The organism is Paraburkholderia oxyphila NBRC 105797, from assembly GCF_000685075.1.
Taxonomy (GTDB): domain Bacteria; phylum Pseudomonadota; class Gammaproteobacteria; order Burkholderiales; family Burkholderiaceae; genus Paraburkholderia; species Paraburkholderia oxyphila.
This window is the reverse complement of record NZ_BAYD01000019.1, coordinates 120,693-133,030: the sequence shown is the minus strand read 5'-3', so window position 1 is coordinate 133,030 and position 12,338 is coordinate 120,693. Positions and strand designations below refer to the sequence as shown.

At 67.4% G+C, this 12,338-nt stretch carries 12 protein-coding genes; 8 read left to right on the top strand and 4 right to left on the bottom strand.

Features of this window, described 5'->3' with window-relative positions; genetic code table 11:
- Positions 1-67 precede the first annotated feature (67 nt).
- Positions 68-655 (bottom strand): LysE family translocator, encoded by a 588-nt coding sequence (locus BO1_RS15365; protein WP_028218307.1) that lies wholly within the window; start codon positions 653-655, stop codon positions 68-70.
- Positions 656-855: 200 nt separating this feature from the next.
- Between BO1_RS15365 and cobF the strand changes: the two genes are divergently transcribed.
- Positions 856-1,626, top strand: a complete 771-nt coding sequence (cobF, locus tag BO1_RS15360) for a precorrin-6A synthase (deacetylating) (RefSeq protein WP_028218306.1) — start codon at positions 856-858, stop codon at positions 1,624-1,626.
- Positions 1,627-1,653: 27 nt separating this feature from the next.
- Here cobF and BO1_RS15355 read toward each other — a convergent pair whose 3' ends face one another.
- Positions 1,654-2,577 carry a DMT family transporter gene (locus BO1_RS15355; protein WP_028218305.1) on the bottom strand — a complete coding sequence of 308 codons (924 nt, stop codon included), beginning with the start codon at positions 2,575-2,577 and terminating at the stop codon, positions 1,654-1,656.
- 147 nt (positions 2,578-2,724) lie between these two features.
- On the opposite strand from BO1_RS15355, the gene BO1_RS15350 reads away from it, so the two are divergent.
- The 6 genes from BO1_RS15350 to BO1_RS51225 all read left to right on the top strand — a co-directional run bounded on the left by BO1_RS15350 (position 2,725) and on the right by BO1_RS51225 (position 10,523).
- Positions 2,725-3,645 carry a LysR family transcriptional regulator gene (locus BO1_RS15350; RefSeq protein WP_028218304.1) on the top strand — a complete coding sequence of 307 codons (921 nt, stop codon included), beginning with the start codon at positions 2,725-2,727 and terminating at the stop codon, positions 3,643-3,645.
- Positions 3,646-3,758: 113 nt separating this feature from the next.
- On the top strand, positions 3,759-5,432 hold the full coding sequence (locus tag BO1_RS51230; protein ID WP_084687981.1) for a methyl-accepting chemotaxis protein: 1,674 nt from the start codon (positions 3,759-3,761) through the stop codon (positions 5,430-5,432).
- A gap of 517 nt (positions 5,433-5,949) precedes the next feature.
- Positions 5,950-6,195, top strand: a complete 246-nt coding sequence (locus BO1_RS15340; RefSeq protein WP_028218303.1) for a hypothetical protein — start codon at positions 5,950-5,952, stop codon at positions 6,193-6,195.
- 254 nt (positions 6,196-6,449) lie between these two features.
- On the top strand, positions 6,450-7,439 hold the full coding sequence (locus BO1_RS15335) for a DedA family protein/thiosulfate sulfurtransferase GlpE (RefSeq protein WP_028218302.1): 990 nt from the start codon (positions 6,450-6,452) through the stop codon (positions 7,437-7,439).
- Positions 7,440-7,486: 47 nt separating this feature from the next.
- On the top strand, positions 7,487-9,259 hold the full coding sequence (locus tag BO1_RS15330; protein WP_084687980.1) for an FAD-dependent oxidoreductase: 1,773 nt from the start codon (positions 7,487-7,489) through the stop codon (positions 9,257-9,259).
- On the top strand, positions 9,252-10,523 hold the full coding sequence (locus BO1_RS51225) for a winged helix-turn-helix domain-containing protein (RefSeq protein ID WP_084687979.1): 1,272 nt from the start codon (positions 9,252-9,254) through the stop codon (positions 10,521-10,523). The genes BO1_RS15330 and BO1_RS51225 overlap by 8 nt, the downstream gene beginning before the upstream one ends.
- Before the next feature lie 73 nt (positions 10,524-10,596).
- Here BO1_RS51225 and BO1_RS15320 read toward each other — a convergent pair whose 3' ends face one another.
- Positions 10,597-10,872 (bottom strand): hypothetical protein, encoded by a 276-nt coding sequence (locus BO1_RS15320; RefSeq protein WP_028218300.1) that lies wholly within the window; start codon positions 10,870-10,872, stop codon positions 10,597-10,599.
- A 657-nt stretch (positions 10,873-11,529) separates the two neighbouring features.
- Between BO1_RS15320 and BO1_RS15315 the strand changes: the two genes are divergently transcribed.
- The gene (locus tag BO1_RS15315) at positions 11,530-11,841 is read left to right on the top strand and encodes a thioredoxin family protein (RefSeq protein ID WP_245643805.1); all 312 of its coding nucleotides are present in this window, start codon (positions 11,530-11,532) and stop codon (positions 11,839-11,841) included.
- Positions 11,842-11,862: 21 nt separating this feature from the next.
- On the opposite strand, the gene hpaR is transcribed toward BO1_RS15315, so the two are convergent.
- Positions 11,863-12,258, bottom strand: a complete 396-nt coding sequence (gene hpaR / locus BO1_RS15310; protein WP_028218298.1) for a homoprotocatechuate degradation operon regulator HpaR — start codon at positions 12,256-12,258, stop codon at positions 11,863-11,865.
- Between the last annotated feature and the right edge of the window lie 80 nt (positions 12,259-12,338).

The following is a 12,338-nucleotide window of genomic DNA, read 5'->3' as shown; positions in this document are numbered from 1 at the left end:
CCGCGAATACAAGTTAAGGCCAAATGCATCAACCGCACTCCAAAGTGCCAGAGCCCGCCCACGCGGCTCACTCCAACATCAACCACATTGCGCTCACCGCGAGCATCACCGCCATCATGCGGTTCACGAACCGCACACGCGCCGGCACGCGCAGCGCCTGCCTCATCGACGCACCCGCCCAAGCCCAGCACGCAATCGACGCATAGCAGACCACGAAATAAATCGCCGCAAACTCCCAGACAACCCCATTCTCGCCGGAGGCCGCATACACCCCCATCCCCGCAACCGAAGCGAGCCAGGCCTTGGGATTGAGCCACTGCATGGCCGCGCCCGCCATCAGCGACGGGCCACGCGCAGCACCCGGCGACTCGATACGCCCATCGTCCACCGCCAGTTTCCAGGCGACATACAGCAAAAACGCCACCCCCGCCCATTCAATCACGCGCGTCAGCGCGGGCCACTGCGCAAGCACTTCGCGCAAGCCAAGCCCAATCAGCAGCAACAGCAGCGCAAAGCCAACCGTCGCGCCAGTCACATGACGCAGGCTCGCACGCAGCCCATAGCGCGCGCCCGCGCCCAGCGCGACGATATTGACAGGTCCAGGGGTAATCGACGTGGCCAGCGCGAAGGCGGCCATGGAAAGTGCGGTGCTCACGGTTCTCCTCGATACGCCAGCCGGCGATGTGATCCACCATCGAGCGTACGCGGGGCGCCCGAGCCCGTATTGAAGAAAATTGCCCCGCGAGCGGGCAATGGGTGAACGCTCGAACTCAAGCTATGATTCACCGCGCGGCCTGTTTTCATTGAAGTCGGCATCGAACCGCCCTCCGACGACTCATCCACCGGACTCTCCACGTGAAAAAGATCCTCATCATCGGCATAGGCGCCGGCGATCCGAATTACCTGACCGTGCAGGCCATCGAGGCCCTCAACACCGCCGATGTGTTCTTCGTGATGGACAAAGGTCCCGCGAAAGACAAGCTCGTCTCTCTGCGCAAGGAAATTTGCACCCGCTTCATTAGAGATCCGAACTACCGCATCGTCGAAGCGGAAAGCCCCGAGCGGCGGCGCGACGGCGTCGAATACAAGGCGGCCGTGGACGAACTCAACCGCGACAAGCAGCGCGTGTTCGAAGGCCTGATCGAGAACGAGCTCGCCGAGGGGCAATGCGGCGCTTTCCTCGTCTGGGGCGACCCGTCTCTTTACGACAGCACGATCCGCATTCTCGACGCGATCCTCGCCGATGGGCGGCTCGCGTTCGAGTTCGAGGTCATTCCGGGCATCAGCAGCGTGCAGGCGCTCGCGGCGAAGCATCGTGTGCCGCTGAACTTCATCGGCCAGCCCGTAAGCATCACGACCGGGCGGCGGCTCACGGAAAACGGCTTCCCCGACGATGCCAACAGCGCCGTGGTGATGCTCGACGCCCAGAACGCGTACACGCAGCTAGCGGGCGAGGACCTCGACATCTATTGGGGCGCCTATGTGGGCACGCCCGACGAGATCCTCGTGGCGGGGCGCCTCGACGACGTAAAGGACGAGATCGTGCGCGTGCGCGCCCAGGCGCGCGAGGCGAACGGCTGGATCATGGACACCTATCTGCTGCGCAAGCGCGGCGTGAAGGACTGAAGGTGGCCGCCGCCGGATCAGGCGTTATCAGGCATTGACGGTTTCAGCCACCGCGGCGGCACGCGTGCGCTTGCTCTGCACAGTCGCCAAAAGCGATGCCGCGACGATGAGCGCACCGCCCATCCAGGCGGCCACGCCAAGTCGCTCGCCTAGCCACACGCAGGCGAACAACGCACCAAAGGCCGGCTCGCTGCCCATCAGCAACGCGACACGCGTCGGGCTGCTGCGGCGCACGGCATAGTTCTGCACGAAGAAGGCGAACAGCGTGCAGGCCAGCACGAGCCACGCCACGCTCGCCCAGAAAGCATGATGCGGCGCTAGCGCGGGCAGCGCCTGCCACTGTTGCGGCGCGAACAGCAAGGCAATCGAGGCGCTGCCGAATGCGACACAGCCCGCTTGCACCGCCGTCACCGCAAGCGGCGCGAGGGCACCGTCACGCATCACGCGCTTCGTCACACAGACGGAAATCGCGCGCAGCAGCGCCGCGAGCAGAATCAGCGCATCGCCCACATTCGGCACGTAAGCGCCGCCCGCCAGCAGCCACGCGCCCGCGAGGGACACCGCAACCGCCGCCCATTCCGCGCGTTCCGGACGCCTGCGCAACATCGCCCACTCCACGAGCGGCGTGAGCACCACGCACAGGCTGATGAGGAACGCCGCATTCGACGCGCGCGTGAGCATCACGCCGAACGTCTCGCACAGGAAGATGCCAAGCAACAGCCCACCGGCGATCAACGCACCGCCGAGCGCCCGGCGCGAGGCCGTCCGCAGCGACCGCAGCGCGGGCGAGAGCAGCACGAAGGTCAGGCCAAAACGCAGCGCGAGCAACCCGAGCACGGGATAGAACGCCAGCGCGTGCTTCACCACGCCGTAACTCGTGCCCCAGACGAAAGCGACGGCGAGCAGCAGCCAGTCGGCGAGATGCATCAGGCGATGGGATCGGGATGACATGGGACGGACCTCGTCGGCGTTAGAGCGGCCAGTACGGCTAGAGCAGGTATTGTCCGGCGTTGCGCCAGTCGCGATAATCGGGTGGCACTGCACAGCTTTTATGTCACGAGTGCACAAATCGATCACCGAGTGCCGAGGTCGTTGCCGATGAACCCCACTACGCTCTTCGCCCTGCTGCCTGACCTCGCGACGTTTGCGCGCGTGGTGGAAGCCGGCAATTTCTCGGTGGCCGCGCGCCAGCTGGGCAGCACGCCTTCGACGGTCAGCCGGCAGATCAAGCGGCTGGAAGAGGCGCTTGGCGCACGGCTCATGGAGCGCTCGACGCGCCAGGTGCGCGTGACCGAGTCCGGCGCGGAGGTCTACCGGCACTGCCGCGACATGCTGGGCGCGGCGGCTGGCGCCGTCGACGCCGCCGGCCAGCTCGGCGCCAAGCCGCAGGGCCGCGTAAGCATCAGCGCACCCACGGCCTACGCAAAAACCGTGATCCATCCGCTGATTCCGGGGTTCCTGCGTGCCTATGCAGAGGTGGACGTCCAGTTCGTCTTCACCGACCACGAAGTCGATCCGCTGCGCGACGGCCTCGATCTCGTGATCCGCCCGACGCGCACGCCACCGCAAGGGCTCGCCGCGCGCCAGCTTGGCGCGGTGCGCTGGCTGCTGTGCGCATCGCCCGCGTATCTCGCGGCGCGCGGCACGCCGCAAACGCCGCGCGAGCTCGCGCAGCATGACTGCCTGTGGTTAGGCGAGACCGCCGACGACCACCGCTGGCGTTTGAGCCAGGGCACACAAACGCAGATCGTGGAGGTGAAGGGCCGCTATATCGCGAACCATGCGGGTGCAAGGCTCGAAGCGGCGCTCGAGGGCTGGGGCATTGCGAGCCTGCCCGAGTTCACGGCCGCCGGGGCGCTGCGTGCGGGCGAGCTGGCGCAGGTGTTGCCGCAATGGATTTTCGAGGCGCGTGCCTACATGGGGCCGGTGTGGCTGCTTTATCCGCCTAATCGGTTCTTGCCGCCGAAAGTGCGGGCGTTGATCGATTATCTTGCCAGGCATTTGGGTGGGGGCGGTTGAGCGGGCCGAGGTCGAGGCCCCTCCCTCCACCTAATCCCCTAAAGATCGTAGGGGAAATGCCGTTAACCCTTGCATGTTGTCGGGTCATGAGCGACCCCATTGCAAGGAACCCCATGCGCAACAACCAGCCCGTCACGCAGCAGGAATTCGACTACCCTGCTTCGCAGATGCTCGTCTCGGCCACCGACCTCAAAGGCCGCATTCAGTATTGCAATCCCGCGTTCGTCGCCGTTTCCGGTTTCGCGAAAGAAGAGTTGATCGGCAAGGCGCACAACATCATCCGCCATCCCGACATGCCGCCGGAGGCCTTCGCCGACCTCTGGCAGACCATTCAATCCGGCCGGCCCTGGACCGCGCTCGTGAAGAACCGCCGCAAGGACGGCGATCACTACTGGGTCCGCGCAAACGTGACCCCCGTCTCGGAGCAAGGCACCGTGGTGGGCTATCTGAGCGTGCGCGTGAAGCCGAGTCGAGAGGAGATCCGCGAGGCCGAATCGCTCTACGCGCAGATGCGCGAAGGGCGTCTGCGCAGCGCGCGCCTGCGCCGCGGCGAACTCGTGCGCACCGGCCTCGTTGGCGCGGCGCAGTCGCTCATGCGTCTGCCCGTGGCCACGCGCATCGCCATCGGCTATGCACTCGTGCCCGCCGCGCTCGCCGCCGCGGGCTTCGGCGCCTGGCGCGGGCTGCCGCCCACGCCGTTCTGGTGCGCTTTCGGTACGGCGGCGGCATGCAGCCTCGCGGCCTGGCGGCTCGCCACGCGCCACCTGGGCGGCCCGCTCACGCAGATGTCGATGGCGTCCACGCGCATGGCAGCGGGAGACCTCACCGCCACGCTCGCCATCGCATCGAAGGACGATCTCGGCGACGTGCTCCAGGCGCTCAATCAGCTCCAGGCCAATCTCACCGCCATCGTCTTCGACGTGCGCGCGCAGATCGACGGCATGCTCGAGGCCGCCCACGAGATTTCTACCGGCAATCTCGATCTCTCGCGCCGCACCGAGCTGCAAGCGGCCTCGCTGGAAGAAACCGCCGCCACCATGGACCAGCTCACCACCACCGTGCAGGCCAACGCCGAGGCAAGCACGCGCGCGCTCGATCTCGCGCGCGCGGCGCAGTCGGCCGCCGCCGAGGGCGGCTCGATCGCGGGCCGCATGGAGCGCACGATGTCCGGCATCACCGACGCCTCGCGGCGCATCGCCGATATCACCGGCGTGATCGACGGCATCGCGTTCCAGACCAATATCCTCGCGCTCAATGCGGCCGTCGAGGCCGCGCGTGCGGGCGAGGCCGGCCGCTCGTTCGCCGTGGTCGCCGGCGAGGTGCGCATGCTCGCGCAGCGCTGCGCGGCCTCCGCGAAGGAGATCAAGCAGGTCGTGGACGCGAGCGTGAGCGAGATCGCCCAGGGCACGGAGCTGGTCGGCCACACGACCGCCCAGATGCGCACCATCGACGAAGCCGTGAGCCGCGTCTCGGCCATCATCGTCGAGGTCGCCAACGCGAGCGGCGAGCAGGCCGAGGGCATTCATCAGGTCAATCAGGCGGTCGCGCATCTGGACAGCGCCACACAGCAGAACGCCGCGCTCGTCGAGCAGGCCGCCGCCACGGCGCAGCGGCTCGCCGAACAAGCCGACGTGCTCGACGAGGCCGTGCGCCTCTTCACGCTCGCGGGCACGCATGCGAGCGTACGCAACGCGCCCGCACAGCGAACGCCGCGGCGCACGGGCTCGCACGCACCTGTGCAGGTGCACACTCGGGAGCATGAACGGGAGGAAGCGCTCGAGGCTTGAGCGCTTTCACGCGCGCATGCGCACAAAAGCGCATCAGGCGCGCCTCCCGGCTCGCCATTCGAAAGCATTCCGTAATTTCACCGCTTGCTCCGATTAAGCTGAAAGATCGGCATTAATCCCATCTCGACGGCACGCGGACCAGGCCTCACTATGTACCCCGTCAGCGCCCATGACCTGGGTGTCTGATCCGAGTAACAACGGCGTTTCAACGGCTCATCTGGCCTCTACCGGGTGAGCCGTTTTTTCTTGTGCGAACGGTGAGGAAATACGGGAGCCGTTGCCCCGCTAAGGCCGCTTTGCGTCATGCCCATGACAACGCTTCACGCGGCAACACAGGGCGCATGCACCGTTGCAGGGCGCGCAAAAATCCTCATGCCGGTACCCGTGCGGACCGGGACTCGCGTTAAACTGACTGGCCGGGGCTGGGCGGCCTGGTGTGTGCGCCCGCGCTCACAGCAATGAGACGCCGCACAGCCGACCCCGTAAAATGGCTCGACCACACACGAGGACAACATCAATGCGCACGACCGGGTCTTCCGGAACCATGACCCTGCTCACCGAGCATGACGAAGCGACCGGACGCGAAACGCGTTCGCTGCGTCTCGAATCGGCGGCCGACGGCAAGAGCCTCTTGCTGGTCGAAGTCGACGAGCGCAAGCCGGGCATCCATCGCGAAGTGCGTTATGAAATCACGCCTGCGGAACTGATCGCGGCCATCCGCGCGCAGGGAGCCGAGCTTCCAGGGGAATCGCACAGCCGGTAACACGCGGCCGCGTTTCGTAACGGCCCTCCACGCGAAGACGCCACGCCGGCGCCTTCGCGTACGCACGCACGCGTGCGCCTCTCACGTCCCGCCTCCCGGCAAGTCTGCCGCGCCCGCGCCTGAGCGCAACAATTCCGCATTGGGCGTATGCTTTGGACCTCGCTTGCACGCCTTCAAAATGCGTCCATAATCGATACGTTAATCTTCCAGTTTGCGCCGTCCCCGCGGCGCTCCGGGGCAAGGGAAGTAAGCCGATGCTACATGACCTCATCGCGCAGTACGGGCCTGCGCTCGTGTTCCTGAACGTGCTGGCCGGATCGCTCGGCCTGCCCGTGCCCGCCATGCCGGCACTCGTGCTTTTCGGCGCCATGGCCGCCATGCATCCCGGCTCGATCGGCCAGCAGGTCGTGCCGGTGCTTGGGCTCTCCATCGTCGCCACGCTCATCGGCGACAGCGTCTGGTTCCTCGCCGGCCGGCTCTACGGCGGCAACACGCTCAAGACGCTCTGCAAGCTCTCGCTCTCGCGCGACACCTGTGTGAAGAAAACCGAGCGCTTCTTCGGCCGCTGGGGCGTGCGCGTGCTCGCCATCGCCAAGTTCGTGCCGGGCCTCTCGATCGTCTCCGTGCCGATGGCCGGCGCGATGGGCACGCCCTACCGCCAGTTCGTCGGCTTCGACGGCATTGGCGCCGCGCTCTGGTCGGGCACGGGCCTCCTGATCGGCGTGCTGTTCGCGCCGCAGATCGACATGATGCTCGCCGGCGCAAGCCGCCTCGGGCGCTTTGCCGCCGTCGTGGTGGTCGTGCTGCTCGTGCTCTACGCGACCTACCGCTGGCAGCGCCGCCGCCAGCTCATCAAGAAGCTCGCGAACGCGCGCATCACCGTCGACGATCTCTATCGCGCGATGGCCAACAAGCCGCCGCCCGTGATCTTCGACATCCGCTCGGCCGAAAAGCGCAAGCTCGATCCGTACATCATCCCCGGCTCGCTGTTTGCCGACGAGCGCCAGCTCGACGAAATCATCGAGAAGTATCCGCACGACCAGAAGCTCGTGATCTACTGCTCGTGCCCCAATGAAATTTCCGCGGCCTGGATGGCGAAGAAGCTCGCCGAGGCCGGTTACGTCGATGTCCTGCCGCTGCTGGGCGGCATCGACGCCTGGCGCGACGCGGGCCGCACGCTCGAATCGCTGCAGGTCATGTCGTCTCCCGAGGTGCCGGTCAACATCACGCCGAAACCCGTTTAATCCGCGCGGCGCCTCCGCGCCGCCGCGCGCATGAGGAGAAACGCCTGATGGGTTCTACCCCCGCTGAGCCGCCTCGCTACGAGGCTTCGCATTCCACGCTGTCCGACACGCAGCCGCAACCGGCCGAGGCCCCCTTCTCGACGCTCGCCTCGCGGCGCCACCAGATGTTCCCCGATCTCACCGACGACGAGATCGCGCGGCTCGCGCGCTTTGGCGAGCATGGTCACTGGGAGCCGGGCCAGCTGCTCTTTCACACGGGCACGACCGGCCCCGGCATGTTCGTGGTGCTTTCCGGCCGCGTGAAGGTGTTTCAGCGCGACGGTCTCGGTCGCGAGCGGCTGATTGCCGAGCACGGGCGCGGCAGCTTCCTGGCCGAAGTGGGCCAGCTCTCCGGCGGTCCAGCACTCGTGGATGGCCTCGCGCTCGAGCCCGTCGCCGCGCTGCTGATTCCGCCCGAGCGCTTGCGCGCGGCCATCGTCGCCGAAGCCGAGCTGGGCGAGCGCATCGTGCGCGCGCTGATCCTGCGGCGCGTCGCGCTGATCGAGAAAGGCGCGGGTGGCCCGATTCTCGTCGGCAAGCACGACGACCCCACCATGCTCAAGCTCCAGGGCTTTCTCTCGCGCAACGGCCATCCGTACTCGGTGCTGGACGAGCGCGACGAAAGCAGCATGCTCAGCGTGATCGAACGTTTCGCGGCGCGCAGCGAGGACCTGCCGCTCGTGATCTGCCCCGACGGCTCGGTGCTGCGCCAACCCACCCCGCCCGAGCTCGCCACCTGCCTTGGCCTGTTGCCCGAACTCGACGGCGAGCGCATCTACGACGTGGCCGTGGTGGGCGCCGGCCCGGCGGGTCTCGCCACCGCGGTGTACGCGGCCTCCGAGGGCCTTTCGGTGATCGTGCTCGACGCGCGCGCCCCCGGCGGCCAGGCCGGCGCCAGCTCGCGCATCGAGAACTATCTGGGCTTCCCCACCGGCATCTCGGGCCAGGCGCTCGCGGGCCGCGCGTTCGTGCAGGCGCAGAAGTTCGGCGCGCACGTGGCCATTCCGGTCTCGGCCCGCAAACTCCACTGCAACGAGGCACCGCGCCGCCTCGAAACCTGTAGCGGCGACGTGCGGGCCCGCACCGTCGTGATCGCGAGCGGCGCGATCTACCGGCAGCCCGCGATCGCCGGGCTCGACCGCTATACGGGGCGCGGCGTCTACTACTGGGCCTCGCCCGTGGAGGCGAAGCTCTGCAAGCACGAGAACGTCGTGCTGGTGGGTGGCGGCAACTCGGCGGGCCAGGCCATCGTCTATCTGTCCTCGCACGCGCGCCATATCGACGTGCTGATCCGCAAGTCCGGCTTCGAATCGACGATGTCGCGCTATCTGATCGACCGGATCGCGTCGCTGCCGAACGTGACGGTGCACCCGCACTGCGAGGTCGGCGCGCTCGAGGAAGACGAAGCTGGGCTCGCGGCCATCCGCCTGAAGGCGCAGTGCCCGTCGTCGGGCGCCGAGCGCTTCGAAGCGCGCCATCTGTTCCTCTTCACGGGCGCGGACCCCAACACCAAGTGGCTGCACGAATGCGGCGTGGCCCTCGACATGCACGGCTTCGTGCTCACCGGCGCCGACGACGCGTCGTGCAGCCTCGCCACGTCGGTCGATGGCGTCTACGCGATCGGCGATGCGCGCGCGGGCTCGACCAAGCGCGTCGCGGCGGCGGTGGGCGAAGGCGCGGCCGTGGTCGCGCAGATCCATCAGTGGCTGAGCGCGGCGCCCGTCCAGCGCGCGGCTGTGACGCCCGCTGCGATGGCCACGATGGCGGGCCTGAATGCGTGAGGACGCGGCGCTCGACACGCCAGCCGAAGCGAGCGCGCAACCGACCCCAGGCGTGACGCTGCCGCTCGCCGCGGCGCGCACGCTGCATCTCGCGGCGCAGGGGCTGCTCGCCCCGCCGCGCCGCAAGGCCACCAAAGACGACGTGCTCGCCGCGATCCGCCGCATGGCGCAACTGCAGATCGACACGATCCACGTGGTCGCGCGCAGTCCTTACTTTGTGCTGTTCAGCCGCATCGGCGCCTACGACACGCGCTGGCTCGACGCCCATCTGGCCGAAGGCCGGCTCTTCGAGTACTGGTCACACGAGGCCTGCTTCGTGCCGATCGAGGACTATGGGCTGCTGCGCCATCGCATGCTCGACCCTTCGGGCATGGGCTGGAAATACGCCGCTGAGTGGCACGCGAAGCATCGCCGCGAGATCGAGGCGCTGCTCGAACGCATCCGCGCCAATGGTCCCGTGCGCTCCGCCGATTTCGCGCGCGAGCAAGGCGAGAAAGGCAGCGGCTGGTGGGACTGGAAGCCCGAGAAGCGCCATCTGGAGGTGCTGTTCGCGACCGGCGCGCTGATGGTGGCCGAGCGCCACAATTTCCAGCGCGTCTACGACCTGGCCGAGCGTGTGCTGCCCAACTGGAGCGACGCGCGCGATCTGCCCACGCGCGCGGACGCCGAACGCGCGCTGCTGGTGCGCACCTGCCAGGCGCTGGGCGTGATCCGCGCCGACTGGGCCGCCGACTACTACCGCCTGCCGCGCCGCCCGTACACCGAGGCGCTGCACGCGCTCGCGGACGCGGGCGAGCTGGTGCCCGTGCGCGTGGAAGACTGGAAGCACGACGCGTTCGTGCATCGCGACTACGCCCCGCTCATCGACGCCGCCGCAAGCGGCGCGCTGACCTCGACGGCCACCACGCTGCTCTCGCCTTTCGATCCGATCGTGTGGGACCGCAAGCGCGCGACGACGCTGTTCGGCTTCGACTATGCGATCGAATGCTACCTGCCTGCGCACAAGCGCAAGTATGGTTATTTCGTACTGCCGATATTGAATCGCGGAAGGCTGATCGGACGCGCCGACGCGAAAGCGCATCGCGCGCAGGCGGTATTCGAATTGAAGTCGCTGCACCTGGAGCCGGGCGTGCGCGTAAGCGGCCGTCTCGTCAGCGATTTGCGGCGCGCGCTGCAACGTTGCGCCGACTGGCACGGCACGCCGGAACTGAAGATTGGCGAGGCGCCGCACGGGCTGGCCGCCGCACTGCTCGCCGAGTCGTAAAGCGCAACAGTGCCGCGCGGGCGGTGCGCCCCTTGCCGCCATTGTGCACGCCGCCCGCGCGGTCTTCGGATGCTCAGCGCTCCAGCTTCACGCGCAGCTCGCGCGCCGCTTCGAGCAAGCCTTCATAGCCCGAGCGCGCATGTTCGGGCAGGTCCGGGTCCCCCACCAGGGCACCCAGCGTTTCGATCAGGCTGAAGACCAGGCCCTTGGCCGCGCCCTTGGCGATGCTGCCAGTCTTCACGCCTTCGTCCACGTGCGAGAGCGCCGCGTTGAGATTCTCCAGGTCGTGCTTCTGGGCGTCGCCGCCAGGCGCTTGAGCGTCATCCTTTTGCGTGTCGTCGCTCGTCATGATGAACCGTTTCCCCTTGCTGGTACGTCGTAGAAAAAAATCCCACACTGCTGTTATATACCCAACGCCTACGGCCGTCCATCGGCCGCGGGCGGGTCCATCCGGCCACCCGGCAGCGCTTCGGACGGCTCCCGAATCTTCTCACCTTTGCGCGCTGCCTGCCCATGCGCGCGCCCCTCATGCTTGCCAAGGCTCATGGCGAGCATAAAGAAAATCCCTGAAAACAGGCGTCGATTCGCGCATTCTGCGCCGGGGCGGTTGCGCGGCGGTGCGCTGGCGCGTGCGCGCGAGCTCACGTCAGGCCACTCCCGTAAGCGCTCACCTTTGTGCGATGAGGGGGCACTCGCGCGCCGGTTGCGGCGCTGAGCAACGCCACGCGAGACACTTGCGCGCCGGCCCTTCGTTGCACGTTTCCCCTTGTTTCAAGGCACTTTATCGCCAGACACGGGTTCGTCACACTGTGCGCACGGCACGCCGACGGTGCGCTCGCGCGCGACGCCTCGCTCACTCCCGAAAAGCCTCACCTTTGAGGCAGACACGCGGCGCGGCGCATCCCGCCACGATTGCCACGCGCGCGCTCGCCCAAGCACGTGAGCACCGCCAGCGCGCCGCTGCCGCTTGCGGTATCGTATGACGATGACCTCGAAAGGAGACGCGATGAGCTACGCCACCAAAGCCCCGGCCCGCAAGGAGATCGATGCGCTGAGCGGTCTTGCCGTGCTGGAGTTCGGCACCGACTGGTGCGGCTATTGCCAGGGCGCGCAGCCCTTGATCGGCGATGCGTTCGCGAAGCGCCCCGGCGTGCGCCGCATCAAGGTGGAAGACGGCCCGGGCCGCGCGCTCGGCCGCTCGTTTCGCGTGAAGCTCTGGCCCACGCTCGTCTTCCTGCGCGACGGCACGGAAGTGGCGCGCGTGGTGCGCCCGGGGAGCGCCGCCGATCTGGACGCGGCATTTGAGACGCTCGGCTGAGCGGCCAGAAGCGCCCCACGCTCACTCGAGCCCGGCCAGCAAATCGTCGATGGCGCGATACACGCGCTCCACGACCTCCGGCCCCACCTCCGCTTCGAGCGCCTTGTAGCGCGCTTCCAGATCCTTCGAAATCGCCTTCACGAGCTGGTGGCTCTTTTTCGTGAGCGTCACGAGCACGCGCCGCTGGTCGTCGGCGAAACGCTCCTTCGTCACGAGACCGAGCGCCTCCATGCGCGCGAGCACGCCCGCCATGCTCGGGCTGGAAATCGTGCACAGATCGGAGATCTGACGCGGCTCCAGCGGCCCGCTCTCGTTGAGCGCGCGAATCACGCGCCACTGCTGCTCCGTGAGTCCATGCGCCGTGATCAGCGGACGGAAACGCTCCATCATCTTTTCGCGCGCGCGCAAAAGAAGCATCGGCAAGTTGCGGTGCGCAACGCGGGTGGACGTGCGGGAGGAATCGGACATGGTGGCTTCGTTCAATAGGGGGCTGCCCG

Excerpts from the sequence above, each read along its gene's own strand:
- BO1_RS51225 (WP_084687979.1), top strand. The coding sequence starts at position 9,252 with ATGCGTGAGGACGCGGCGCTCGACACGCCAGCCGAAGCGAGCGCGCAA.
- BO1_RS15330 (WP_084687980.1), top strand. The coding sequence starts at position 7,487 with ATGGGTTCTACCCCCGCTGAGCCGCCTCGCTACGAGGCTTCGCATTCC.
- BO1_RS15335 (WP_028218302.1), top strand. The coding sequence starts at position 6,450 with ATGCTACATGACCTCATCGCGCAGTACGGGCCTGCGCTCGTGTTCCTG.
- hpaR (WP_028218298.1), bottom strand. The coding sequence starts at position 12,258 with ATGCTTCTTTTGCGCGCGCGCGAAAAGATGATGGAGCGTTTCCGTCCG.
- BO1_RS15355 (WP_028218305.1), bottom strand. The coding sequence starts at position 2,577 with ATGTCATCCCGATCCCATCGCCTGATGCATCTCGCCGACTGGCTGCTG.
- BO1_RS15340 (WP_028218303.1), top strand. The coding sequence starts at position 5,950 with ATGCGCACGACCGGGTCTTCCGGAACCATGACCCTGCTCACCGAGCAT.
- BO1_RS15320 (WP_028218300.1), bottom strand. The coding sequence starts at position 10,872 with ATGACGAGCGACGACACGCAAAAGGATGACGCTCAAGCGCCTGGCGGC.
- BO1_RS15350 (WP_028218304.1), top strand. The coding sequence starts at position 2,725 with ATGAACCCCACTACGCTCTTCGCCCTGCTGCCTGACCTCGCGACGTTT.
- BO1_RS15315 (WP_245643805.1), top strand. The coding sequence starts at position 11,530 with ATGAGCTACGCCACCAAAGCCCCGGCCCGCAAGGAGATCGATGCGCTG.
- BO1_RS51230 (WP_084687981.1), top strand. The coding sequence starts at position 3,759 with ATGCGCAACAACCAGCCCGTCACGCAGCAGGAATTCGACTACCCTGCT.